Annotated in this window: 21 protein-coding genes; 10 read left to right on the top strand and 11 right to left on the bottom strand. The window is 57.6% G+C overall.

What is annotated here, in order from left to right; translation table 11 throughout:
- Window positions 1-98 precede the first annotated feature (98 nt).
- The 9 genes from M5B97_RS10490 to aspA form a co-directional block, all read right to left on the bottom strand.
- Window positions 99-548: a GNAT family N-acetyltransferase gene (locus M5B97_RS10490; RefSeq protein ID WP_123716601.1), complete on the bottom strand. Its 450-nt coding sequence runs from the start codon at window positions 546-548 to the stop codon at window positions 99-101.
- A complete protein-coding gene (locus tag M5B97_RS10485; protein WP_248731426.1) occupies window positions 535-1,755 on the bottom strand; it encodes an MFS transporter in 1,221 nt (406 codons plus the stop codon). The genes M5B97_RS10490 and M5B97_RS10485 overlap by 14 nt, the downstream gene beginning before the upstream one ends.
- Window positions 1,752-2,903, bottom strand: coding sequence for an ATP-grasp domain-containing protein (locus M5B97_RS10480; RefSeq protein WP_248731425.1), 1,152 nt, complete (start codon window positions 2,901-2,903; stop codon window positions 1,752-1,754). Before M5B97_RS10480 ends, M5B97_RS10485 begins: the two co-directional genes overlap by 4 nt.
- Window positions 2,904-2,906: 3 nt before the next feature.
- Complete coding sequence (locus M5B97_RS10475) at window positions 2,907-4,142, bottom strand: aminotransferase class III-fold pyridoxal phosphate-dependent enzyme (protein WP_248731424.1); 1,236 nt, start codon at window positions 4,140-4,142, stop codon at window positions 2,907-2,909.
- On the bottom strand, window positions 4,139-5,545 hold the full coding sequence (locus M5B97_RS10470) for a hypothetical protein (RefSeq protein WP_248731423.1): 1,407 nt from the start codon (window positions 5,543-5,545) through the stop codon (window positions 4,139-4,141). Before M5B97_RS10470 ends, M5B97_RS10475 begins: the two co-directional genes overlap by 4 nt.
- A gap of 14 nt (window positions 5,546-5,559) precedes the next feature.
- The gene (locus tag M5B97_RS10465; RefSeq protein ID WP_248731422.1) at window positions 5,560-6,549 is read right to left on the bottom strand and encodes an iron-containing redox enzyme family protein; all 990 of its coding nucleotides are present in this window, start codon (window positions 6,547-6,549) and stop codon (window positions 5,560-5,562) included.
- Window positions 6,533-7,546 (bottom strand): iron-containing redox enzyme family protein, encoded by a 1,014-nt coding sequence (locus M5B97_RS10460; RefSeq protein ID WP_177421591.1) that lies wholly within the window; start codon window positions 7,544-7,546, stop codon window positions 6,533-6,535. Before M5B97_RS10460 ends, M5B97_RS10465 begins: the two co-directional genes overlap by 17 nt.
- Before the next feature lie 497 nt (window positions 7,547-8,043).
- Window positions 8,044-8,616: an Lrp/AsnC family transcriptional regulator gene (locus M5B97_RS10455; RefSeq protein WP_248731421.1), complete on the bottom strand. Its 573-nt coding sequence runs from the start codon at window positions 8,614-8,616 to the stop codon at window positions 8,044-8,046.
- Window positions 8,617-8,883: 267 nt separating this feature from the next.
- Complete coding sequence (gene aspA / locus M5B97_RS10450) at window positions 8,884-10,308, bottom strand: aspartate ammonia-lyase (protein ID WP_123716599.1); 1,425 nt, start codon at window positions 10,306-10,308, stop codon at window positions 8,884-8,886.
- Window positions 10,309-10,490: 182 nt separating this feature from the next.
- Here aspA and M5B97_RS10445 point away from each other — a divergent pair, with 182 nt between their 5' ends.
- From M5B97_RS10445 to M5B97_RS10425, 5 genes are all read left to right on the top strand, one after another.
- Window positions 10,491-11,399 carry a LysR substrate-binding domain-containing protein gene (locus M5B97_RS10445; RefSeq protein ID WP_134659489.1) on the top strand — a complete coding sequence of 303 codons (909 nt, stop codon included), beginning with the start codon at window positions 10,491-10,493 and terminating at the stop codon, window positions 11,397-11,399.
- Between the two features lie 247 nt (window positions 11,400-11,646).
- Window positions 11,647-12,138 (top strand): 5-(carboxyamino)imidazole ribonucleotide mutase, encoded by a 492-nt coding sequence (gene purE, locus M5B97_RS10440; RefSeq protein ID WP_078827523.1) that lies wholly within the window; start codon window positions 11,647-11,649, stop codon window positions 12,136-12,138.
- 12 nt (window positions 12,139-12,150) lie between these two features.
- Complete coding sequence (locus M5B97_RS10435; RefSeq protein WP_123716597.1) at window positions 12,151-13,236, top strand: 5-(carboxyamino)imidazole ribonucleotide synthase; 1,086 nt, start codon at window positions 12,151-12,153, stop codon at window positions 13,234-13,236.
- Between the two features lie 106 nt (window positions 13,237-13,342).
- On the top strand, window positions 13,343-13,588 hold the full coding sequence (locus M5B97_RS10430; RefSeq protein ID WP_058424295.1) for a GlsB/YeaQ/YmgE family stress response membrane protein: 246 nt from the start codon (window positions 13,343-13,345) through the stop codon (window positions 13,586-13,588).
- A 63-nt stretch (window positions 13,589-13,651) separates the two neighbouring features.
- Window positions 13,652-14,203, top strand: a complete 552-nt coding sequence (locus tag M5B97_RS10425) for a DUF3299 domain-containing protein (protein WP_177421595.1) — start codon at window positions 13,652-13,654, stop codon at window positions 14,201-14,203.
- A 60-nt stretch (window positions 14,204-14,263) separates the two neighbouring features.
- Here M5B97_RS10425 and M5B97_RS10420 read toward each other — a convergent pair whose 3' ends face one another.
- Both M5B97_RS10420 and M5B97_RS10415 read right to left on the bottom strand, forming a co-directional pair.
- The gene (locus tag M5B97_RS10420; protein ID WP_248731420.1) at window positions 14,264-15,163 is read right to left on the bottom strand and encodes a D-hexose-6-phosphate mutarotase; all 900 of its coding nucleotides are present in this window, start codon (window positions 15,161-15,163) and stop codon (window positions 14,264-14,266) included.
- A gap of 57 nt (window positions 15,164-15,220) precedes the next feature.
- On the bottom strand, window positions 15,221-15,625 hold the full coding sequence (locus tag M5B97_RS10415; RefSeq protein WP_007896491.1) for an acyl-CoA thioesterase: 405 nt from the start codon (window positions 15,623-15,625) through the stop codon (window positions 15,221-15,223).
- Between the two features lie 458 nt (window positions 15,626-16,083).
- Between M5B97_RS10415 and M5B97_RS10410 the strand changes: the two genes are divergently transcribed.
- The 5 genes from M5B97_RS10410 (at window position 16,084) to pstB (ending at window position 23,689) form a co-directional block, all read left to right on the top strand.
- The gene (locus tag M5B97_RS10410) at window positions 16,084-17,373 is read left to right on the top strand and encodes an MFS transporter (RefSeq protein WP_123716595.1); all 1,290 of its coding nucleotides are present in this window, start codon (window positions 16,084-16,086) and stop codon (window positions 17,371-17,373) included.
- A gap of 249 nt (window positions 17,374-17,622) precedes the next feature.
- Window positions 17,623-18,612, top strand: coding sequence for a phosphate ABC transporter substrate-binding protein PstS (locus M5B97_RS10405; RefSeq protein ID WP_123716594.1), 990 nt, complete (start codon window positions 17,623-17,625; stop codon window positions 18,610-18,612).
- A gap of 430 nt (window positions 18,613-19,042) precedes the next feature.
- Entirely contained in the window at window positions 19,043-21,076 is a 2,034-nt protein-coding gene (locus M5B97_RS10400; RefSeq protein ID WP_248731521.1) for an ABC transporter permease subunit, read from the top strand.
- Window positions 21,077-21,091: 15 nt separating this feature from the next.
- Entirely contained in the window at window positions 21,092-22,762 is a 1,671-nt protein-coding gene (gene pstA, locus M5B97_RS10395) for a phosphate ABC transporter permease PstA (RefSeq protein WP_123716592.1), read from the top strand.
- Window positions 22,763-22,855: 93 nt separating this feature from the next.
- The gene (gene pstB / locus M5B97_RS10390; RefSeq protein WP_134659483.1) at window positions 22,856-23,689 is read left to right on the top strand and encodes a phosphate ABC transporter ATP-binding protein PstB; all 834 of its coding nucleotides are present in this window, start codon (window positions 22,856-22,858) and stop codon (window positions 23,687-23,689) included.
- The last annotated feature ends 16 nt before the right edge of the window (window positions 23,690-23,705 follow it).

Below are 23,705 nucleotides of genomic sequence, written 5' to 3'. Positions count from 1 at the left end.
AGGCGATTAAAGGAAGATGCAGCGGTCTGTGACCGCCGGCTTATGGACCGATGAACGCTCACGCCTGGGGTCGTTCCCCAGGCGGGTTTGTCGAGGTTTCAGCGCTGGTAGATATCGGAGCGGAAGACTTGCCAGATGTAGTTCGGTTGGTTGACCGGCACGAAGCCCATCTTTTCATACAGCCACGGAGCCGTCGTAGTGGCCAGTATGATGCGGCGCAGTTGTTCAGCCTCGGGGCCCGCCAATATGCCTTCGGACACCCAGCGGCCCAGGCCTTTACCTTGATAGCGTTCGTCGACAAAGACATCGCACAAATAGCCGAACGTTGCGAAATCCGTCACCAGCCGGGCAAAACCGACTTGCCGCCCATGGTGATAGACGCCCATGCACAAACTGTTATCAATGCTTAACTGCACACGGTCACGGGTAATGCCCTTGGCCCACGTCGACTGGACGAGAAAGCCGTGGATAAAATCCAGGTCCAACAGGCGCTTGTCTGCGCTCAGGCTGTAGCCCTCAGCAGTAAAAAAATCATCATTCTTTTTCATTATAAAGTTCCATTTTACTAAAGAATCTGACCCTCGCCGTGAGTGCGACAAGCCCTGCGCCCACCATAGCCAACAGCACATTCAAAAACCATAGATTGCGCTGAAAGGCTCCTTCCTCCGTACTGAGTGCTCCTGCTATCAGGTTGCCGCTGACACTGCCTACCAGGCCTGCCAGCCCGAGCAAGGAGAAAGCGATTGCCAGGTAGTGCTTTTCGCTTCGACTTCCGGCCACGGTATCAATCGCTGGGTCAATGATTAACTCGCCCAGTGTGAAGAACGCGATGGCCAGCAAAAAAGGCGTACTGAAACTGGACGTGCCGATGATCAGAAACGCCAGCACCATGAATAGAAAGCCAATAAAAATGGCAGCCCAGTGAGAAATGAAGCGCGATAAATACATATTGAGCGGCACTTGAAGACCCATCACCACCAAGGCGTTGACCCAAAAGATATAGGTCACCATTTCATTGCCCCAGCCCTGTGCGGCATGCAGTGGAAATGAGTATTCGAGCTGGATATATAAAAAGCTGTAGAGCGCGTACAAAATCAGCAATAAGAGAAAAAAAGGTTTAACCATCAAGCGCTTCACGCCGCTGATAAAGCTCGCCTTTTTAAGGTTGGCTTCGATGGCGATGGCGGGTAATCGCAGGGTCAATAACAGAAACAGGGCAACTATCTGTACGGCGGCGGCGGCGATAAAAAAACCGACAACATTGAAATCCAGCATGGACGCGCCGATGGCGCTGCCAATGGCAACCCCCAGATTGTTGATGGTGCTACGCAGGGAAAACAGCAATAGCTGATCTTGCCCAGGCGTTAGCGTAGAGAGCAAAGCTTTGGAGGCGGGTGTAAAAAACGCTTTGCTTACGCCTAGCAGCAGGCTGAAGCAACTCAGGTACAGCGCATCGTCGATCCCGCAGGCAAAGACCAGGTAGCAGATAATTTGCAGCCCGAGCCCCAGCCGCATCGCCAACAGTGGGCCTTTGGTGTGGCCAATATAGCCACCCAGGAAAGAGGCACCATATTGGCCGACCAGGAAAAGTGTCAGCTGAGTGGCTGCGAAGGCCGGAGAAAAATGCAGGTACCGCACCAGGTAGACCATGAAGAACGGGATAACCGAGAAATACCCGATTGCCGTCAGCCATTGAATCAACAGTACGCGCATGGCCGACACCGGCAGCGCTTTTATCATCGTCAGGATATTCACGATATTTCAACCTCGAACTGGCGCTCGACGTCAGTGATACGTCTGAGCAGTTCGGATCTTGAATCGGCCGAGACAATGAAGCTGCCGTAACGGTCCGAGGAACTGGTCATTGGCGCTATCACCATCCCAGGGGAAAGCTTCCAGTCCAGCCAGTGAATATCCGCCGGCAGGCTCCCTTGCCAGGCTTTACAGTGCCGGACAAGGCCCGGTGAGTATTCAAAGTAATGGATGGCGGCGCAGCGATGATTAAGCAGGCGTACCTCGACGGGCGCGCCCAGTAGCCTGTCAATCGAGGCCGTAATCATGTCGAAGCCGGTAGCGAGTTCCACCAGGTTCCAGATTCTGTCCCCGCCAGGCCGGTTATGGCATTCGATGATATGGAGCGCCTCATCGTGCAACTTGAACTCGATATGGCCCGGGCCGTTTCGTAGCCCGATCGCGTCCAGCACGTGTTGTAGATAGTCCCACTGAGCGGGACTGATAAACGTCTGTGCGGGATCAATAACATGGCCGACTTCCACCACCCCGCAAGGCTGCGACAAGCGTTTCTCGGTCACTGCCAGTTTGAAATGCTGGCCATCAATGCTGAAAGTCTCACAGCTGAATTCGCGGCCCTCGACATAGTCCTCGAGGATGCACAGATTGGAGGGCGAGCCAATCAGTTCGCCCTCCTCAATAATGCGAACGCCCACACTTCCGGTGCCATCGACTGGCTTGAGCACTTTCTTGCCACGCGCAATCAGCGGTTCGTCGATATCGCCAGGCCTTATCCCTTCGAACGCTACCGTGTTCAGGCCCTTGCGCTCCAACGCCTGTCGCGTCATTAACTTGTCCCGGCAGGTAAAGGAGCAATGCAGGTCGGGCCCAGGGACACCCAGTGTCGATGCAAGTATCGACGCGCATTCCATGCCCAACTCGGTAAACGAGTAAACCCCGTCAATCGCGAATTGACGCTGTAATTCCAGCGCGCGTCTGACCAGGGCATTGACGTCGTTGAAGTCCAGGAGATTGACCGGATCGATCAACCCACGTTGGTAGGGTGTGACGCGGGCAGGCTCAGTGATCAGCACCACGTTAGCCTTGGCTTCGACTTTCTTCAGGTAATCATCGGTAGGCCCGAGTAACAAAACAGTCGGTTTGCTATCCATGGCTCAACACTCCGCCACTACTGCGGTGAATACATCGATAAATCTGCTGTAGCTGTCTGCGTGCATCGTCAGCGATGGAAGCACTTTCAAACAACTGGGTTTGTTGCTGCAGACGGTGGTCAGTATTTGATTGGCGAACAGCGAATGCCAAACAAAAAAACACGTCTGGGCATCGCAAAACTCCACGATGATGCAGGCGCCCAGTGCCTGAACCTGAAGCGGCGGGTCAACGGTCTCCGCCACCCCATGCAGTGCCTGCACAAAGTCGCTGCGAAGCTGGCCGGCAAGACTGTCAGCCAGGCATCTGTCGAGTAACCCCAGTGCAGTGAGGGCCACACTGAAACCCAGCGCATTGTTGGCGAAGGTTGATCCCAGTATTTTCTGACAGCCTGGCCGACCGAAAATCGAATCGGCAATAGGCGCCCTCATGAGTACGTGGGCACTGGGGAAGAAAGCCCCCGTCAACGACTTCGAGAGCAATAAGATGTCCGGCCGCACTGTCCAACCCAGTGCTTGCATTGCACTGTAGTGACCGCAGCGTCCGAGTCCGGAAAAAATCTCGTCACAAATACTCACCGTTCCCGAAGCCGTGCAGGCGTCCAGCAACTGTTCAGCCTCCTGCGCCGAACACCTGACGCCGCCACCGATGGCCTGAAAAGGCTCGATCAACATGGCAGCAAACGTTCCGCTGGCCAGTTCGCGCGTTGCCTGATGGATGTCGTCGAAATACACCACGTCCAGCGGGCAAGGCATTGCTTCAAAGCCCTGGCGCCACAACGCATTATCGGTGAGGTGCATCGCCAGGCTGCTGCTGCCGTGAAAGCACCCACGGCGGACTAAAAGGCGAGAGCGGCCTGTGTGTATCAGCGCCGCCTTGATTGCGCCTTCCACGGCCTCGGTTCCGGTCGTCAGTGTGGATAGCCGCCAGGGGCCGCTCAGGTTCAGGCGTTCAATCAATGCGATTGCCAACTGGGCCGAGAGGTCATTGAGCCCCAGCGGTGTGACGCAAGGAATATCCGCCTCCAGGGCGGTATATAACGCTTCCTTGAGCTCCTGGCGGTTATGGCCGAATATCGCCGCGCCGTAATGACCTACCAGATCCAGCCAAGGGGTCATTGCGTCGTCGTATAAATACTCGTCCTTGGCCCGCACGAATACCGGCTGTTCCCCAAGTTGGTGCAGCACCTCACTCCAATGAGGATTGATGAACGCCTCATAGCGCGCAATCAAGGCGCTCATGCAATGTAATCAAGCATGCGGTGATTGATGGCTGGCATTTGCAAGGTGATGTGGAAGTCATGGAGCTGCTCCCACGCGCGAATATTCAGGTCCAAGAGCAAGGCATACGCATTGGCCGCCGTTTGTTGTTCTTCGATGCTCAACTCACCGACTTCGGCCAGCATGATTCTCGAAATGTACTGATGGCCCAGCTTGTCGTTGAGCGACTCGTGCTTGCGTGATGTTTTGTTGAACAACGGCGTAGCGTTGTTCGCCGCGGACAACTCATTGAGCAAGTTAACCTGGCCAGGCAAGCCTTCGGTAATGGTTGCCGCCGCAAAATAAGCCACCAGTTCTTTGGAAGCCAGGCAGGTGTAGAGATCGCAAACCAATTGGCCAAAGGGGGTCGGTAGCGACGAGTGCAGCTGTGCTTCCGTCATTCCCAATGCCTTACAGGTCTTCAATTCATAGAGCTCGTGGCCCGCTTCTTCCATGTAATAACGGCGCGCCAGTTTCTTCAACGGGCGGGGCAGGCGTTGCGCGATGGCCGGTGAGATGAGATCTACAAATCGATCTGTGATGTAGTATTCCTGCGCGTAGCTGGCGGCAATCAAGGCATCACGACCAGGGCCGGTCTTGGCCAGTGCTTGCTGATACTGGCTGGGGGCGACGTGCTCCATGAAATCCAGACCCCAGCGCTCCAGACGAACAGCCAGGTTAACCCCGGAGTCTACTTCCTCGATATGCAGTGCCGGAAAATCCACCTTGCGCGTATCGACTTTCTGGCTCCTGTTCAATAACCACACCAGGACACTGAGGCACTTTCTTAGCTCACCGGCCCAGAAAGCGGAGTACTCGATCGAGGACTCGCTGTCGCCGTGGCCTGTGAGGGCGTTCAGCAACTTTTTCGCCGCCATGACGGCGGGCGGGCAGGTAACCGTCCAACATAAAAGCGTCAGCTTGGCGTACTTGATATACACATGCCCGCTTTCGGCCAGCACCTGCCTGACGGAGGTGTTGTGCAGGTTATCGATAAAATCGAGCAATTGGTGGCACAGGGCGGGGTCATCAAAGTGCGTTGTGTGCAGCGCATCCAGGGCTTCCGCCAAACTGTCCTGAGTAATGTTTCGTTTGCCCTGCAGCGTATGTTCAGGGCTGGACTCGCGCACTAAACCGGCTTCATTCAGGTGATTGATCAGCGCGCGAACTTCATCGTGTTCATGGCGCTCGCTCAATGAGCGCCACTGTGCGTTGTCAGGGCTTTTGAGGCCATGAACGGTGGCAATAAGTTCATCGCACGCCTGGCTCTCTATGACGAATTCGGAGCCGGACTCCCCTAGTTCAAAAATCCCGGCGCCGGTCTTCTCAATATGACCGACTTTTAAATAAGGCTTTCTAAATGCTTCCAGAGACCAGGAGTCCATAGCCTATCCTCGCATTAGTTGAAGAGTCTAAGAGTGACGGCATTGTCATAATGCGTACAAATTTGCCTGTCCCAGGCCGACATCAACTCTAAGAGCGCACAGGTATGGATCAGTGTGACTCTGCATTCCTCTTCGGAAATTGCCGAATAATGAACCAGCAGCGAGTCAGTAATGGCCCCGTGGTCGGCATCACTGTTCACTTCGGAATGCCCGATAATAGGTTTCCAGAAAGCTTCTGGTAGCCCCAGTCGTGAACAGGATTCAATAAACAGTTTATTGAACTCGGGGTACGGCTCTTCAAATAAGAACAAAGCGCTGATGAAGCTGATGATGTGCTGGCGGGCATACACCCCCAGCGTTGAGTAAATGGCGAACGTTGTGTCCAACGGCGACGTCTGGGCTAACTGTGCGCGTTCAACGCCCACATGGCTCAAGGCGTTGGCCAACAACGATTCATGGTCATGTTCCTCAAGGAATAATTGTTTGATACCCTGATAAACTTCGGGCGGGCTGTTGTGTGCCAGTGCCGGGGAAATCACTTTGGGAGCACTTTTGACAATATGATAATACTCAATGGCAAACCCGATTAACTGGGAGCGAGTGGCTGAGCCATCACGCATCTTTTCATAGAGTGCCGAGTTGCCAAGCCTTCCATGAAGCGCGGAGGTCAGCAGTTTGAGTTTTTTCGAAAACTCCACGCCTGACAGTACGCCTTCTATCAGCGGGTATTGACCTTCGGTGAGCAAATAATTTTTGTCGAGGTCGGCAATCAAGACTTCCAACTGCTCGTCAGGGTAGTGCTCTGCGTGCTTGGCATAAAATGCTTCGGTCGTCAGTGTACCTTGCTGGAGATCCTGAATGACCAAGGTAAGTGACGTCGCATCGGTTTGCTCTAAAATAAGACTTTGGTTTCGATAGTCCAAATGATGTTCATTGGCTATTTGGGTGTAAACAACACCCTGGCGGAGTTTTGGGTAGTTGAAGCGTTTAGCGCTGGTTTGCATGCGCGGGTCCCCCGAGTGTCAAGCCTGACAGCGTTCTTAATAGCTCATGTGAGGTGGAGTAATGATTCCAGACGGCTGTATGGAAATTGTCGTACAGCTCTACAAAAATATGAGTGTTGGCGCGCATTTGTCGTAGCTGCTCGAGGGTGACCACGGGGATTTCCCTGAACAGTTCTCGGGTCAGGACGCCATGCTCGGCACCAATGTTGATGTTGGCATGGTCGAGGATGGGCTTGATGAATTCGGGGCTTATTTTTTTGCTGTTCTGCATGGCAAGGATAAAACTATCAACCTCAATATCCTTGCCTTCGAGCACACCCATCGTGGTGAAAAAAAACAGCGGGTCGTTTGCCGCCCAGTAAGCCAGCGCATTACAAAGTGCAAGGGTTTCAGGCAGAGGGATCGTTTCTTTGATACTTTCGCGCGACACGCCGAGGGTTTGCAAGGCTTTAAATATCAGCTCGTCGTGGCCGTATTCTTCGGCGTAAAACGCGTTCATTATTAAACGTGCTTTTGTGGACGCTACGAAGTTTAGAACAGGAGAATCAAACCAGCTTTCTCGAAAGAGAAAATGAAAGTTCTCTATGGCCATGCCATAGTAGACATTCTGGGGGACCGTCTCGGGTTGCTGCATGGCCAACCAGAACTTATTCTTATACAGATGATCATGAAGCAGTTGTGCTTGCAGATCTTCGATCTCGAGAATCGCTTCATCACCACTGACAAACTGCGCCCCGGACGCTTGTTTGAACGCCAGATTGGCGTCGCCCAGAGCCGTGATCAAATCATGGATTTCATGGGGGTCGAGTTGCTTGTTTTGCTCGCACACTGTTGAAGTCGCGTGCTCGCCATCAAACATGGAGAGTGCCCTGTTCCATTCTAGGTAGTCGCCCTGCAGGTTGTGTATTTCATGCTCGATGCCAGAAGCCACATAAAGCTTTACTGCGTCGTCGTTGCTTTTTGAGAAACGACCGTAAGTTACATACCTATCGCCCATGACGGTCCATCCTATTTTCCTTGGATAAACCGGGCAACATAAGTTGCCCGGCACGGCGCTACGTTACAGGTGGGCGGCCATCAGGATCGGACGATCGCTTTTGGCTTTGATCACAATCTTTTTCGGCGTGGCAACAACGGGCTCTTGAGGGCGCTGAATTTCTGTAGTCTTGGACATTGAGTATTCCTCATCAGATAGATTATGGGCGAGCCACCTTCAACGGGCGCTATCTGCGTAGCTCACATACACAGGTTCGCTACGCAATACCTGACCCCGGCTCACTCGAAATACTTCCACACGCTGAAAAAAATAAAATTGCTAAATTCGGCATAAAAAACTGGAAATCAGCAAAAGCATTTCATTCTGGTGCAATATCTGAAATGTTCTTCCTGCTTTTTGTTTTTTTCTAATTGTAACAATGAGTTACGAAAGGTGCTGCATCCGGCTGCTCCTCCTGACGAAAAGCAGCCCTGTTCAGTATGTTTACACGGCTGCAGCTACACGCACTCGGCCAATGGCAGTAAGTTGCTTTTATGCACTTCGCGCAATGTAATGGAGGTTTTTATTTGCTTCACACATTCGATATCGCGCAGTGTGTTCTCTATAAAAAACGTACACTCCTGAATGTTTCTGCAGACCAGTTGTATTAAGAAATCATAGTCGCCAGTGACGTTATATAAACCCATTACTTCGGGGCACGATGTAATCTTGCGCTCCAGTTGGCGTGTCACTTCTTCGGTATGAGTGTCGACGGAAACATGCAGGAAAGCGGTAATTTGAAAGCCTAACGCCTCTTTATTCAGAACTGCTTGATAAGCTGAAATAAAGCCTTCTGCTTCAAGGCGTTTGACTCTGCGCCAGCAGGGGGTTTCGCTCATCGACATGACTTCAGCAAGTTTGGAGGTGGTGATCCGGCAGTCGGCCTGTATGAGGCTTAAAATTTTCATATCAACCGAATCGAGTTCAATCCTGGCTTTTTTCACGGTGGTGTCCTCCTTGACCCTTTTTATTACGAAAGTGGAAATCCCTTTTCGATTGTCATGCACGTTGCGTACCGTTTGGCCAGGCATGATGACGTTTTCGTTGCAGGTTCCCTTCGGCACACGTGCACAGTGTTTATGGCCGAACATCGCATGTTTAACAATGGGTAGAAATTAAGAATTTTTCATTGTCTGCGAAGTCCGCGCAGGGCTTCACACACTAAAAGGAGGGCGCTTGCTTTTGTACCTGTCGGGACTTTACGGCAGGTAAAAAAAAGGGCCTGGAGAATGGTTCTCCAAGCCCTCAAAAGGTGAGAGGTGTCTAATCTCTCAACCTGGTGAGCGGTGCAACAAACATCAGGCCTTCAGTGGGACCAGACGTGGGGCAATCATGTTTTCGGGGCGCAGGATGTCATCGAGCATGGCGTCGTCGAGCAAGCCTTCCTCGCGCACCAGTTCCAGCACGCCGCGGCCGCTTTCAAGGGCGATGCGCGCGATGCGGGTGGCGTTCTCGTAGCCGATGTACGGGTTCAGCGCGGTGACCAGACCGATAGAGTGCTCTACCAACTCACGGCAACGGGCCTCGTTGGCGGTGATGCCGGTGATGCAGTGTTCGCGCAGCATGTCCATGGCGCGTTGCAGCAGGCGGATCGAGTCGAAGATCTTGAAGGCGATCAGCGGCTCCATCACGTTCAACTGCAGTTGACCGCCTTCGGCTGCCATGGTCAGTGCCAGGTCATTACCGATCACCTGGAACGCTACCTGGTTCACAGCCTCCGGGATCACCGGGTTGACCTTGCCGGGCATGATCGAACTGCCTGGCTGACGTGCCGGCAGGTTGATTTCGTTGATGCCGGTACGCGGGCCGCTGGACAGCAGGCGCAGGTCATTGCAGATCTTCGACAGCTTCACCGCGGTACGCTTGAGCATGCCGGAGAACAGTACGAAGGCGCCCATGTCGGAAGTGGCTTCGATCAGGTCGGCGGCCGGTACGACCGGCTGGCCGCTGATTACGGCCAGGCGTTGTACAGCCAGGGCCTGGTAGCGCGGGTCGGCGTTGATGCCGGTGCCGATCGCGGTGCCGCCCAGGTTCACTTCGGTCAACAGTTCCGGTGCCAGGGTTTTCAGGCGGGCCAGGTCTTCACCGAGGGTGGTGGCGAAGGCGCGGAATTCCTGACCGAGGGTCATCGGCACGGCGTCTTGCAATTGGGTGCGGCCCATTTTCAGCACGTGGCTGAATTCGACGCCCTTGGCGGCGAATGCCTGGATCAGGCTGTCGAGGCTGGCCAGCAGCGCGTCATGGCCCAACAGCAGACCCAGGCGGATCGCGGTCGGGTAGGCGTCGTTGGTCGACTGCGCCATGTTCACGTCGTTGTTGGGGTGCAGGTATTGATATTCGCCCTTGTTGTGGCCCATGGCCTCCAACGCGATGTTGGCGATGACTTCGTTGGCATTCATGTTGGTTGAAGTGCCGGCGCCGCCTTGAATCATGTCCACCACGAACTCTTCGTGGAAATCGCCGCGGATCAGGCGGGCACAGGCTTCGCTGATGGCAGCGTGCTTGGCTTCGCTGAGCTGACCCAGCTCGCGGTTGGCGTCAGCCGCCGCTTGCTTGACCATTGCCAGACCGACCACCAATTTCGGGTAATGCGAAATCGGAACGCCCGAGAGGCGGAAGTTATTCACCGCTCGCAGGGTCTGGATGCCGTAATACGCTTGAGCGGGTACTTCGAGTACGCCAAGCAGGTCTTTTTCGGTACGGAAAGATGCAGCGGAGGACATGACGGAAATCATCTCGATATGGACCCGGAACTGGCCGGAACGCTGCGAATGCTAGGCTTCTGTAAATTTTTGGGCCAATGCTGTTCATCGCTGGCCCATGCACAAACGGCATAATGTGGATGTGACCCAGCTATGATGGCGGGCGTGTGTGCCAAAATGGTGCATGTCCGTGGGAGGAAGTGATGAACCTTGAGAGCAAATGGCTGGAAGACTTCAGCGCCCTGGCGGCGACCCGCAGTTTTTCCCAGGCGGCGGAGCGACGCTTTGTAACCCAGCCGGCATTCAGTCGCCGTATCCGTAGCCTGGAAGCCGCGCTGGGCCTGACCCTGGTCAACCGCTCGCGTACGCCGGTGGAACTGACGGCGGCGGGGCAGTTGTTCCTGGTTACCGCGCGTACGGTGGTCGAGCAGCTTGGTGAAGTGCTGCGCCATTTGCATCACCTGGAAGGCGGGCAGGGCGAAGTCATGCAAGTGGCGGCCGCCCACTCCCTGGCATTGGGCTTCTTTCCACGCTGGATCGCGCAACTGCGCAATGAAGGTTTGAACATCGCCACACGGCTGGTTGCCACCAACGTCGGCGACGCGGTGCATGCCCTGCGCGAGGGGGGCTGCGATCTGATGCTGGCGTTCTACGATCCGGACGCGGCGATGCAGATGGACGCAGAGATCTTCCCGTCCCTGCACCTGGGCAACACCGAAATGCTCCCGGTGTGCGCCGCCGATACTGACGGTAAGCCGCTGTTCGATTTGGAAGGCGAGGGCAGTGTGCCGCTGCTCGCCTACAGTGCCGGGGCGTTCCTCGGGCGTTCGGTGAATTTGCTGCTGCGCCAGCGGGCCCTGCGTTTCACCACCATTTATGAAACCGCCATGGCCGATAGCCTCAAGAGCATGGCCCTGGAAGGCTTGGGCATCGCCTGGGTGCCGCAATTGAGCGTGCGGGCGGAGCTGGCCCGGGGCGAACTGGTGGTATGCGGCGGCCCGCAATGGCACGTTCCGCTGGAAATCCGCCTGTATCGCTGCGCTCTGGTGCGCAAGGCGAATGTAAGGTTGTTGTGGCGCAAGCTGGAAGGTGGGGCGGCGCAAAGTACCTGAACCGTACACAGAGCAAAGGTGGGTGCCGCGGCGTCCTGGACTGACTTTTAAGTCAATAAAACCGCCGGTTTGGCCGGTAAGACAGATGGTCATTCCAGGGGCTGTTTATCTGGATTATTACGGTATACTGCGCGGCCTTCGGCCGGTCCAACCGGCCTGAATTTCGTACAACAAGCCACGCCGGTCTCCCGCGTGGCTTGTTGTTTTTTGACGCGCCTGCGGGCGCCCAGAGAGAAGAGGCACGACGATGAGTGCATTGGTTGGCGTGATCATGGGCTCCAAGTCCGATTGGTCCACCCTTAGCCACACCGCCGATATGCTGGAAAAACTCGGCATTCCCTACGAAGTGAAAGTGGTCTCCGCCCACCGCACTCCGGACTTGCTGTTCCAGTATGCCGATGAAGCAGAATCCCGTGGCATCGAAGTGATCATCGCCGGTGCCGGCGGTGCAGCACACCTGCCGGGCATGTGTGCGGCCAAGACCCACCTGCCGGTGCTCGGTGTGCCGGTGCAGTCGTCGATGCTCTCGGGCGTGGATTCGCTGCTGTCCATCGTACAAATGCCGGCTGGCATTCCGGTGGCGACCCTGGCGATCGGCAAGGCCGGTGCGATCAACGCAGCCTTGCTGTCCGCCAGCATCCTGGGCGCCAAGCACCCGCAATTCCACACGGTGCTGAAAAAATTCCGCGCTGAGCAGACAGACAGCGTGCTGGACAATCCAGACCCACGTATCGCCTGAGGTTTGTTGACGATGAAGATCGGTGTAATCGGTGGCGGCCAATTGGGCCGCATGCTGGCCCTGGCGGGAACGCCGCTGGGGATGAACTTCGCTTTCCTGGACCCGGCGCCTGACGCTTGCGCGGCAGCGCTTGGCGAACACTTGCGTGCAGACTACAGCGACCCGGAACACCTGCGCCAACTGGCCGACGAAGTCGATCTGGTGACCTTCGAATTCGAAAGCGTGCCGGCCGAAACCGTGGCGTTCCTGTCGCAGTTCGTACCGGTGTACCCGAGTGCCGAAGCGCTGCGCATCGCCCGTGACCGCTGGTTCGAAAAAAGCATGTTCAAGGACCTGGGCATTCCGACCCCGGCCTTCGCCGACATCCAGTCCCAGGCGGACCTGGACGCTGCCGTCGCCAGCATCGGCCTGCCGGCCGTGTTGAAAACCCGCACCCTGGGTTACGACGGCAAGGGCCAGAAGGTCCTGCGTACCGAAGCCGATGTGGTCGGCACCTTTGCCGAGCTGGGCAGCGTCGCCTGCCTGCTGGAAGGCTTCGTGCCGTTCACCGGTGAAGTCTCGCTGATCGCCGTGCGTGCCCGTGATGGCGAAACCCGCTTCTACCCGTTGGTGCACAACACCCACGACAGCGGCATCCTCAAGTTGTCAGTGGCCAGCACTGACCACCCGCTGCAGGCCCTGGCCGAAGACTATTCCAGCCGCGTGCTCAAGCAACTGGACTACGTCGGCGTAATGGCGTTCGAGTTCTTTGAAGTCGACGGCGGCCTCAAGGCCAACGAAATCGCCCCGCGTGTGCACAACTCCGGGCACTGGACCACCGAAGGCGCTGAGTGCAGCCAGTTCGAAAACCACCTGCGGGCGGTCGCGGGCTTGCCGCTGGGGTCTACGGCCAAGGTCGGCGAGAGCGCCATGCTGAACTTCATCGGCACGGTACCTGCGGTCGAACGCGTCATCGCTATCGACGACTGCCATCTGCATCACTATGGCAAGGCCTTCAAGGCCGGGCGCAAGGTCGGTCACGCCAACCTGCGCTGCAAGGATCGCGCAACGTTGCAAGCGCAGATCCTCAAGGTTGAAGCGCTGATCGCCGAACAATAAGCCTGGGATCGTCGGGAACCATTTGGGGGCCGCCATCCTCTGATTGCAGGATGCCAAAGCCTAGCTAGGCTTTGGCATAGCTCACCTACATTCAGAGGGAAATGCCATGGGTATCATCGGAACCATCTTTATCGGCCTGATCGTCGGCCTGCTGGCGCGCTTCCTCAAGCCCGGCGACGACAGCATGGGTTGGATCATGACCATCCTGCTGGGTATTGCAGGCTCGCTGGTCGCCACCTACGGTGGTCAGGCTCTGGGCATTTACCAGGCAGGTCAAGGTGCGGGCTTCTTGGGTGCGTTGATCGGCGCGATCGTGCTGCTGGTGATCTACGGCCTGCTGAAAAAGAAATAATCCAAGCTTTGAACCCTCTGCGCTGCGCAGGTGCAGAGGGTTAGAATGCTCGCCACTTCGTAATTGCCGAGCTTCCCTATGCGCCGACTTCTGTTAACGCTTCTCTTGCTGGGCTCTGGCCTGGCGCACGCTGGCGAACTGCCGGAAACCGACTGGCTCGACCTGATGCCGCTTTCGGACCAGAAAGCGCTCGAAGCCATGCCCGAAATCGATCACAACTCTCCTGAAGCGCAAGGCACCTTCACCGACAAAGGCGGCTTGAAGCAGAGCAAAGGCTTGCCTGCGGTGATGTATTCCACCAAGACCGTGGCGGCCATGAACGGCAAGAACATCCGTATCGGCGGCTACCCCGTGCCGTTGGAAACGGATGCGAAGGGCCGTAGCACGTTGTTCTTCCTGGTGCCGTACCCGGGCGCCTGCATCCACGTGCCGCCTCCACCGCCTAACCAGTTGGTGCTGGTGCGTTATCCCAAGGGGCTGAAGCTGGATGATATCTACACGCCGCTGTGGGTCACGGGCACGCTGAAGGTGGAGAAAGTGAATAACGACTTGGCCGACGCCGCGTATGCGCTGGATGCGGCGAAGGTGCGGGTGGTGAAGGAGTCCGATCTCTGAGGCATGACACATAACCGTATGTGGTAGGGAGCAAGCCCCCTCTCACATAGTCGGTCGGGCCTACAAGGCGATAGCGGCGATGCTCAAACCCAGGGTGTGGCTTTCGCCCGGAGCCAACGCCACTGTATCGTCCAGTACGTTCGCGGTCTCGATGCACAACATGCCCTGCCAGCCATCGTCGGCCATGTCATCTAATGCCTTGGCGCGCTCGGTCCAGGGATTCCACACCACGGTTGACTTCGAGCCCTGGCTGGTAAGCTGGATGCGGCGCTGCCAATCTTTATCGACAAGGTTCAGCTGCGCAGGCGTATCGAGGTAGATGCGGTCGGTCTCGGCGGTGAAGTGCAGCGGCCCGGCTTGGTGTTTCTTCGTCCAACCGTCAGCCGTATCGATGTATGAATGCTCATCCAGGCCTTCAACCTGCACGTTGCGCACATCGCTCACGGCGAAGTAGGTGTGCAGCGCCTGGCTGAGGGTGACAGTGTCGGTGCCACGGTTGTGGCTGGTCAGGCGGATATGCAGTTGATCGTCCAGCAGCAGGCTCAGCTTCAGGTCGACCTGATGGGGCCAGCCGGGAAAGCCGCCTGCAGGCACTGGGAGTAAGAAATCCAGCTGCAAGGCATCGGCAATTGGGGTCACCTCACCCAGTGTCCAGAGTGCTGTGCGCACAAAACCATGGGCACCAGCCGGCTGCTCGCTTTGACGCATCGCCTTCACGCTTTGCGGGTTGCGGTCGAATATGCCAAACCACGGCCAGCACACCGGTACACCGGTACGGATGCCTTTGCCTGTCTTGAACATCGCCTCAGGGTTCTGCCAGATCAACGGCTGCTCGCCCCGGCGCTGATAACTGACGATATGTGCGCCCTGCTGGGCAACCATCAGTTCGGCATCGTTATGGCGGATGCGCCAGCAATCCAGCTCGTCCAGTTTCACGGCTTCAACGTGGGGCGTAGGCATGGCAACACTCTCAAAAGGCAGGCAATGGGGCAATTGACCGTCAAAAACCGCTGAGGTTTAACGCGCGCGCGGCGGCACCGAGCGTGTACGGCCGCTGCCATCGATGGCGACGAATACAAACACCGCCTCGGTAACCTTGCGCCATTCGCTGGACAGCGGGTCGTCGCTCCACACTTCGACCATCATCTGGATCGAGCTGCGGCCGATTTCCAGGGCCTGGGTATAGAAGGACAGCTGCGCGCCCACGGCCACGGGTACCAGGAACGCCATGCGATCGATCGCTACGGTGGCTACGCGCCCACCTGCGACCTTGCTGGCCATGGCGGTGCCGGCCAAGTCCATCTGCGCGACCAGCCAGCCGCCGAAGATGTCGCCAAAGCCGTTGGTTTCACGCGGGAGCGCAGTGATTTGCAGAGCGAGATCGCCTTGCGGGATAGGATCTTCTTGTTCGAGTTCGATCATGCCGAGGGTGCCTCTGACCCGTGACGCTTCATGGGTATTTCAAGTGGATAGCCGTCTTCGAAAAAAACGTTTCAGCACCAACATACACCGCTCAATGCATTTCTCGTAAGGCGTACTAAAGGGAAACTCTGCCAAATCGGCTGGATGGCACCCAACGACGTTTTGGCACAGCAGCCCCTCAAGACAGCGGGTCTGGCGCTTGCAAGGGCCGAGTATATCGAGACGATTGCGTCGCGACGACCTCCCGACACTCATTTGGTCGGCAATTAGCGTCTGTAATGCGGCTTTTTCCGGTAACTGTGCTTCTTATTGCGGTTAGAGCGTATGAACCAGGCGTATTTTGCCCAGCCGAAGTGTTATTCGACGGGCGCTGTGCTTTTCCAGGCGATTTGCTATCTTGCCAGGCCCGATGCAAGTCCCGGGCTTGCCGTTCTGATTACTATAAGAGAAGCCTTGCCATGTCCTCCGTGCCCGCAAGCAGTGCGCAACCTTCGCGCCCGCTGACCCGCAACGACTATAAAACCCTGTCGCTGTCTGCCTTGGGCGGGGCGCTGGAGTTCTACGACTTCATCATTTTCGTGTTTTTCGCCACCGTGGTGGGAAAACTGTTTTTCCCTGTCGACATGCCTGAATGGCTGCGCATGATGCAGACTTTCGGCATCTTCGCCGCGGGCTACCTGGCACGTCCGCTGGGCGGCATCATCATGGCGCACTTCGGCGACCTGCTGGGTCGCAAGAAAATGTTCACCTTGAGTATCTTCATGATGGCCGTGCCGACCCTGATCATGGGGTTGCTGCCGACCTACGCGCAGATCGGCCTGTGGGCGCCGCTTCTGTTACTGCTGATGCGGGTCATCCAGGGCGCGGCAATTGGTGGCGAAGTTCCGGGCGCCTGGGTGTTCGTCTCCGAGCACGTTCCGTCCCGGCATATCGGCTACGCCTGCGGTACCCTGACCAGCGGCCTCACCGCCGGTATTCTGCTGGGCTCGCTGGTGGCCACGGCCATCAACACAATCTACAGCCCGGAGCAGGTCTCGGATTACGCCTGGCGTATTCCGTTCCTGCTCGGCGGTGTGTTTGGCCTGCTGTCGGTGTACCTGCGTCGTTGGCTGCATGAAACGCCGATCTTCGCCGAGATGCAGCAGCGCAAGACCCTGGCTGCCGAGTTGCCTTTACGTGCGGTACTGCGCGATCACCGTGGCGCCATCGTGCTGTCGATGCTGTTGACCTGGTTGCTGTCGGCGGGTGTCGTGGTGGTGATCCTGATGACCCCGACCGTGCTCCAGACCATCTACCACTTCAGCCCGACCGTGGCCCTGCAAGCCAACAGCCTGGCCATCGTCACCTTGAGCCTGGGCTGCATTGCCTCCGGCGCGCTGGCCGACCGCTTCGGTGCCGGCCGTGTGCTGGTCAGCGGTTGCGCACTGTTGCTGGCGACTTCGTGGACGCTGTATCACAGCCTGCTTGCCCATCCCGACTGGCTGTTCCCGCTGTATGCCTTGACCGGTCTGTTTGTCGGCACCATCGGTGTAGTGCCTTACGTGATGGTGAAAGCCTTCCCACCCGTGGTGCGCTTCAGTGGTCTGTCATTTTCCTACAACGTCGCCTACGCCGTGTTCGGTGGCCTGACCCCATTGGCGGTGTCGCTGCTGATGAAGGAAAGTCCAATGGGCCCGGCTTATTACGTTGCGGTTCTGTGCGTGATGGGGATGGCCGTAGGCGGGTATCTCTGGAGACGTGCACGCTGATCGGCATTTGAAGATCCTTCCTACGTAGTCGCGTAGGGAGGGTCATAGATTACAGGGTGTTTCTGCAATCTCGCTTCATGCGCTGTAAATTCCTCGCGACTCCCGCATTCATTGAGCTTTATCCCTCCTGTCAGGTTTTCCATAAATGCTGGCCTTTCATCTAATTGTCATATTACAGACATAGAGTGTTCACACGGCCTACTGATACTTGGCCCCGATCCAACTATCCCTATCTGCTAGGAGCAAGGCATGAAACTGAAACGTTTGATGGCGGCAATGACTTTTGTCGCTGCTGGCGTTGCGACCGCCAACGCGGTGGCCGCTGGTGTTGATCCGGCAATTCCGGCGTACGTCAAGACCACTGGTGTGTCGGGCAACTTGTCCAGCGTCGGTTCCGATACCTTGGCTAACCTGATGACCCTGTGGGCTGAGGGTTACAAAAAGGAATACCCGAACGTCAACATCCAGATTCAAGCCGCTGGTTCTGCTACCGCGCCACCTGCGCTGACTGAAGGCACCTCCAACCTGGGCCCGATGAGCCGCAAGATGAAGGACACCGAACTGGCTGCCTTCGAGCAGAAGTACGGCTACAAACCAACCGCTATCCCGGTTGCGGTGGATGCCCTGGCTGTCTTCGTACACAAGGACAACCCGATCCAGCACCTGACCATGGAACAAGTCGACGCGATCTTCTCCTCGACTCGTCTGTGCGGCGCTAAAACCGACGTGAAAACCTGGGGCGACCTGGGCGTGACCGGCGATCTGGCCAACAAGCCAGTGCAACTGTTCGGTCGTAACTCGGTGTCCGGCACTTACGGTTACTTCAAAGAAGAAGCCCTGTGCAAAGGCGACTACAAGCCAAACGTGAACGAACAACCAGGTTCGGCTTCGGTCGTGCAGTCGATCAGCTCCTCGCTGAACGGCATCGGTTACTCGGGCATCGGCTACAAGACTGCAAGCGTGAAGACCGTTGCGCTGGCCAAGAAAGGCAGCACCGACTTCATCGAAGACAGTGAAGAAAACGCCCTGAACGGCAAATACCCGCTGTCGCGCTTCCTCTACGTCTACGTCAACAAAGCCCCGAACAAGCCTCTGGCTCCGCTGGAAGCTGAGTTCGTGAAGCTGGTGCTGTCCAAGCAAGGCCAGGAAGTTGTAGTGAAAGACGGCTACATCCCACTGCCAGCCAAAGTTGCCGCCAAGGCCCTGGCTGACCTGGGTCTGAAAGAAGGCGCCAAGTAAGCCTTCGGTAAAGCTGCCTTGAACCGGGCTCGCTCCACGGTTCAAGGCCCAGGCGAGGTCTGTAAGACCTGGACCTCGCCTTCCAATTTTTAATCCGCTGCAAGCCCTGCTACGCGGCGGATTTCTTGCGTCACTGCATTGTCATCTTTCTGTCATACAGGATCGCTAGGGTGTGCGCATGAATGATCTGGCCAATTCCACCATGACGACGACTTCCCCCCCCAAGCGCATTGATTTCAATACGCCTGAGCTGCAACGCAAGCGCCGCATTCGCGCGCTCAAAGATCGCCTGACCCGTTGGTACGTACTGGTCGGCGGTCTCGCCGTCCTCGGCGCCATTACCCTGATTTTCTTCTTCCTGGCCTACGTTGTTGCGCCGCTGTTCCAAGGTGCTTCGCTGACCAAGGAAGCTGCGTTGACGCCTGCATGGATGCAGGACGCCGGCAAGCCGCTGATGTTCGCCATCGAAGAACAGAACCAGGTCGCCATGCGGGTCTCCGACAAGGGCCAGGCGCTGTTCTTCGATGTACAGACCGGCGCCGAGCTCAAGCGTGTCGACCTGCCGCTGCCGGCCGGCAGCCAAGTGGTGTCTATCGGTCGAGACCAGCCAGGCAACCCGTTGGTGATCCTCGGTTTGTCCAATGGCCAGGCCCTGGTATTCCGCCACACCTATAAGGTGTCTTACCCGGACGGCAAGAAAACCATCAACCCGGCTGTGGAATACCCTTACGGTGAAACATCGATTGTCCTCGACGATCAAGGCCGCCCGCTGGAGCACGTCGCGCTCAACGCTACCGACTCTACGCTGGTGGTTGCCGGTTCCGCGGGTTCCTTCTTGAACGTGCTGAGCCTGAGCCGCGAAGAAAACATGATGACCGGCGAAGTGACCAGCGAGCAGAAGCGCATCGAGCTGCCGCAAATGACTGAGCCGGTGAAGGCGATCTTCATCGACCCGCGTCAGCAGTGGCTGTATGTGGTCAACGGTCGTGCCCTGGCCGATGTGTTCAGCCTGCGCGACAAGAGCCTCAACGGTCGCTACAAGCTGCTTGAAGACGGCACCGCCGAAATCACGGCCAGCACGCAGTTGGTGGGTGGCATCTCGCTGATCGTCGGTGACTCCAAGGGTGGCCTGGCCCAGTGGTTCATGGCCCGCGACCCGGATGGCGAACAGCGCCTGAAACAGATCCGCACCTTCCAGATGGGCACCGCGCCGATCGTGGAAATCACTGCTGAAGAGCGCCGCAAAGGCTTCACCGCCCTCGACGCCTCCGGCAAGTTCGGCGTGTTCCACAGCACCGCGCACCGCACCCTGCTGGTGGACCCGGTGGTTGATGGCCAAGGCTTGTTCGGCCTGTCGCCGCGCGCCAACCATGTGATCGTCGAAGCCGGCGGCAAACTGCAACCGCTGTTGCTGGACAACCCGCACCCGGAAGTGTCGTGGAGCGCGTTGTGGAGCAAGGTCTGGTACGAAAACTACGACGAGCCTAAATACGTCTGGCAATCGACCGCCGCCAACACCGATTTCGAACCCAAGATGAGCCTGGCGCCGCTGACTTTCGGTACGCTGAAAGCGGCGTTCTACGCCATGTTGCTGGCCGCACCGCTGGCCGTGGCCGCTGCGATCTACACCGCCTACTTCATGGCGCCGAGCCTGCGTCGCAAGGTCAAGCCGGTGATCGAGTTGATGGAAGCGATGCCGACGGTGATCCTCGGCTTCTTCGCCGGCCTGTTCCTGGCGCCGTATGTTGAAGGGCATCTGCCGGGTATTTTCAGCCTGCTGATGCTGTTGCCGATTGGCATCCTGGTCGCCGGTTTCATCTTCAGCCGGTTGCCTGAATCGCTGCGCCTGCGGGTGCCGGATGGCTGGGAAAGCGCGATCCTGATCCCGGTGATCCTGTTCGTGGGCTGGCTCTCGCTGTACATGAGCCCCTACCTGGAGACCTGGTTCTTCGGCGGCGACATGCGCATGTGGATCTCCCACGACCTGGGCATCACCTACGACCAGCGTAATGCTCTGGTCGTCGGCCTGGCCATGGGCTTTGCCGTGATCCCGAACATCTACTCCATCGCCGAAGACGCGGTGTTCAGCGTGCCGCGCGGCCTGACCCTGGGTTCGCTGGCCCTGGGCGCCACGCCATGGCAGACCATGACTCGCGTGGTCATCCTGACCGCCAGCCCGGGTATCTTCTCGGCGCTGATGATCGGCATGGGCCGTGCCGTAGGCGAGACCATGATCGTGCTGATGGCCACCGGTAATACCCCGGTGATGGAAATGAACCTGTTCGAAGGCCTGCGCACCCTGGCAGCCAACGTCGCAGTGGAAATGCCGGAGTCGGAAGTGGGCGGCAGTCACTACCGCGTGCTGTTCCTCTCGGCGCTGGTGCTGCTGCTGTTCACCTTCATCATGAACACCCTCGCCGAGCTGATCCGTCAGCGTCTGCGCAAGAAATACTCGTCGCTTTAAGAAAGGTAGAAGTCTGTGAAACAGAACTCCCTGAATGGATGGTTCAAGAGCGGCGCCCCCGGCGTCTGGATCAGCGGTGGCGCGGTGTCCATCGCGGTCATCATGACTATTGGCTTGCTGGCCGTGATTGCGGTGCGCGGCCTGGGCCACTTCTGGCCGGCGGACCTGATCCAGGCCAACTACAGCGTGCCCGGCCAGGAAAACCATATCGTCGTCGGCGAAGTGGTGCAGAAGGAAGAAGTGCCCCGCGAGCGTCTGAAAAGCGCTGGCTTGCCGGTGCCCGACCAGGGCCCGGAGTTCATGACCCGCGAGCTGATCAAGGTCGGCAACCGTGACCTGAACGGCAACGATTTCACCTGGATCGTCGGCGATTGGTTGAAGGACCAGACCAAACCGGTCGACCTGATGGCCATCGAGCGTCGTGAATGGGGCAACTTCTACGGCACTCTGGTCAACGTCAAGGAGGATGGCAAAGTTGTTGCCGAAGGCGAGGCGGCGTGGCCTGAGCTGCAAGCCCGTGTGGAGCGCGTCAACAAGCTGGCTGCCCAGCTCAAGACGCTGGAGAAGTCTGATATCGGCGCGATCAACGCAGGCTTGGAGCGCATCCGCCTGCACGGCCGCAAGCTGGAGCTGGAAGGCAAGCTCGACGCCACGGCCCAGGCTGATATGGAGTCTGGTCGTGCCGAGCTGAACAATCGCTATAAAGAAGTCGAAGCACGCCTGGCCGACCTGCACACCCAGTTCAACCGCGACAGCCTGACCGCTCGCGACGCCAACGGCAAGGAAGTCGAAATCGGCATTGGTAAAGTGGTACATGCCTACCAGCCGAACGCCATGGGCACCCTGACCAAGATCGGCTTCTACTTCAGCAAGGTCTGGGAATTCCTCAGCGATGACCCACGGGAAGCCAACACCGAAGGCGGGATTTTCCCGGCGATCTTCGGCACCGTGATGATGACCCTGATCATGGCGATGATCGTGACGCCGTTCGGCGTGCTGGCGGCGGTGTACCTGCGTGAATACGCCAAGCAAAACGCTCTGACTCGCGTGATCCGCATCGCCGTGAACAACCTGGCGGGCGTACCGGCCATCGTTTACGGCGTGTTCGGCCTCGGTTTCTTCGTGTATGTATTGGGTGGCTCGGTCGACCGTTTGTTCTTCGCCGAAGCCCTTCCAGCTCCGACCTTCGGTACGCCAGGCCTGCTCTGGGCCTCGCTGACCCTGGCACTGCTGGCGGTGCCGGTGGTGATCGTGGCCACCGAAGAAGGCTTGGCGCGGATTCCCCGCACCGTGCGTGAAGGCTCGCTGGCGCTGGGCGCGACCAAGGCGGAAACGCTGTGGAAGATCGTGCTGCCGATGGCCAGCCCGGCAATGATGACCGGCATGATCCTCGCCGTGGCCCGTGCCGCTGGTGAAGTGGCGCCGCTGATGCTGGTCGGTGTGGTGAAACTGGCACCGTCGCTGCCGCTGGATGGCAACTACCCGTACCTTCACCTGGACCAGAAGATCATGCACTTGGGCTTCCATATCTACGACGTCGGCTTCCAGAGCCCGAACGTCGAGGCCGCGCGGCCGCTGGTGTATGCCACTGCCTTGCTGCTGGTGCTGGTGATCGCCACGCTCAACCTGTCGGCGGTGTGGATTCGTAACCATCTGCGCGAAAAATACAAAGCGTTGGATAGCTAAAGCTGTTAGCCACGAGCGGCAAGCTACAAGCCGCTTTTGCCCAAATCTTGCAGCTTGCAGCTAGAAGCTGGCAGCTACGAACGGAGTGAGACCATGCAACACGAAACCCACACCCACGGCATCAACATGTCGGCCCTGGGTCGCGACAAGCAGAGCCTGAGCCTGGCCCAGGAGACCGTAGCCATCGAAGTGCCGGGCCTGAGCCTGTACTACGGCGAGAAGCAGGCGCTGTTCGACGTCAGCATGAACATTCCCAAGCAACGCGTGACTGCCTTTATCGGCCCGTCCGGTTGCGGCAAGTCCACGCTGCTGCGTACGTTCAACCGCATGAACGACCTGGTGGACGGCTGCCGTGTGGAGGGCGCCATCAACCTTTACGGCAGCAACATCTACCGCAAGGGCGAAGATGTGGCCGAGTTGCGCCGTCGCGTGGGCATGGTGTTCCAGAAGCCGAACCCGTTCCCCAAGACCATCTACGAAAACGTGGTCTACGGCCTGCGCATCCAGGGCATCAACAAAAAGCGCATCCTCGACGAAGCGGTTGAGTGGGCCTTGAAAGGCGCAGCCCTGTGGGACGAGGTCAAGGACCGCCTGCACGACTCGGCGCTCGGCCTGTCCGGCGGCCAGCAGCAGCGTCTGGTGATTGCCCGTACCATCGCCGTGGAGCCGGAAGTGTTGCTGCTCGACGAACCGTGCTCGGCTCTCGACCCGATCTCGACCTTGAAGGTCGAAGAGCTGATCTACGAGCTCAAGTCCAAGTTCACCATCGTCATCGTGACTCACAACATGCAGCAGGCGGCACGGGTTTCCGACTACACCGCGTTCATGTACATGGGCAAGCTGGTGGAGTTCGGCGACACCGATACCCTGTTCACCAACCCGGCGAAGAAGCAGACCGAAGACTATATTACTGGCCGTTACGGCTAGCCCTGGCCGCAAGCCG

Origin of the sequence: Pseudomonas sp. MWU13-2517 (genome assembly GCF_023242545.1) — a bacterium.
GTDB lineage: Bacteria > Pseudomonadota > Gammaproteobacteria > Pseudomonadales > Pseudomonadaceae > Aquipseudomonas.
This window is presented reverse-complemented; position numbering and strand designations above follow the sequence as displayed.

Bases quoted from the DNA above. Each gene is read 5' to 3' on its own strand.
- M5B97_RS10490 (WP_123716601.1), bottom strand. From the start codon at position 548: ATGAAAAAGAATGATGATTTTTTTACTGCTGAGGGCTACAGCCTGAGC.
- M5B97_RS10480 (WP_248731425.1), bottom strand. From the start codon at position 2,903: ATGGATAGCAAACCGACTGTTTTGTTACTCGGGCCTACCGATGATTAC.
- M5B97_RS10475 (WP_248731424.1), bottom strand. From the start codon at position 4,142: ATGAGCGCCTTGATTGCGCGCTATGAGGCGTTCATCAATCCTCATTGG.
- M5B97_RS10470 (WP_248731423.1), bottom strand. From the start codon at position 5,545: ATGGACTCCTGGTCTCTGGAAGCATTTAGAAAGCCTTATTTAAAAGTC.
- M5B97_RS10465 (WP_248731422.1), bottom strand. From the start codon at position 6,549: ATGCAAACCAGCGCTAAACGCTTCAACTACCCAAAACTCCGCCAGGGT.
- M5B97_RS10460 (WP_177421591.1), bottom strand. From the start codon at position 7,546: ATGGGCGATAGGTATGTAACTTACGGTCGTTTCTCAAAAAGCAACGAC.
- M5B97_RS10455 (WP_248731421.1), bottom strand. From the start codon at position 8,616: ATGCCTGGCCAAACGGTACGCAACGTGCATGACAATCGAAAAGGGATT.
- aspA (WP_123716599.1), bottom strand. From the start codon at position 10,308: ATGTCCTCCGCTGCATCTTTCCGTACCGAAAAAGACCTGCTTGGCGTA.
- M5B97_RS10445 (WP_134659489.1), top strand. From the start codon at position 10,491: ATGAACCTTGAGAGCAAATGGCTGGAAGACTTCAGCGCCCTGGCGGCG.
- purE (WP_078827523.1), top strand. From the start codon at position 11,647: ATGAGTGCATTGGTTGGCGTGATCATGGGCTCCAAGTCCGATTGGTCC.
- M5B97_RS10435 (WP_123716597.1), top strand. From the start codon at position 12,151: ATGAAGATCGGTGTAATCGGTGGCGGCCAATTGGGCCGCATGCTGGCC.
- M5B97_RS10430 (WP_058424295.1), top strand. From the start codon at position 13,343: ATGGGTATCATCGGAACCATCTTTATCGGCCTGATCGTCGGCCTGCTG.
- M5B97_RS10420 (WP_248731420.1), bottom strand. From the start codon at position 15,163: ATGCCTACGCCCCACGTTGAAGCCGTGAAACTGGACGAGCTGGATTGC.
- M5B97_RS10415 (WP_007896491.1), bottom strand. From the start codon at position 15,625: ATGATCGAACTCGAACAAGAAGATCCTATCCCGCAAGGCGATCTCGCT.
- M5B97_RS10410 (WP_123716595.1), top strand. From the start codon at position 16,084: ATGTCCTCCGTGCCCGCAAGCAGTGCGCAACCTTCGCGCCCGCTGACC.
- M5B97_RS10405 (WP_123716594.1), top strand. From the start codon at position 17,623: ATGAAACTGAAACGTTTGATGGCGGCAATGACTTTTGTCGCTGCTGGC.
- M5B97_RS10400 (WP_248731521.1), top strand. From the start codon at position 19,043: ATGCAGGACGCCGGCAAGCCGCTGATGTTCGCCATCGAAGAACAGAAC.
- pstB (WP_134659483.1), top strand. From the start codon at position 22,856: ATGCAACACGAAACCCACACCCACGGCATCAACATGTCGGCCCTGGGT.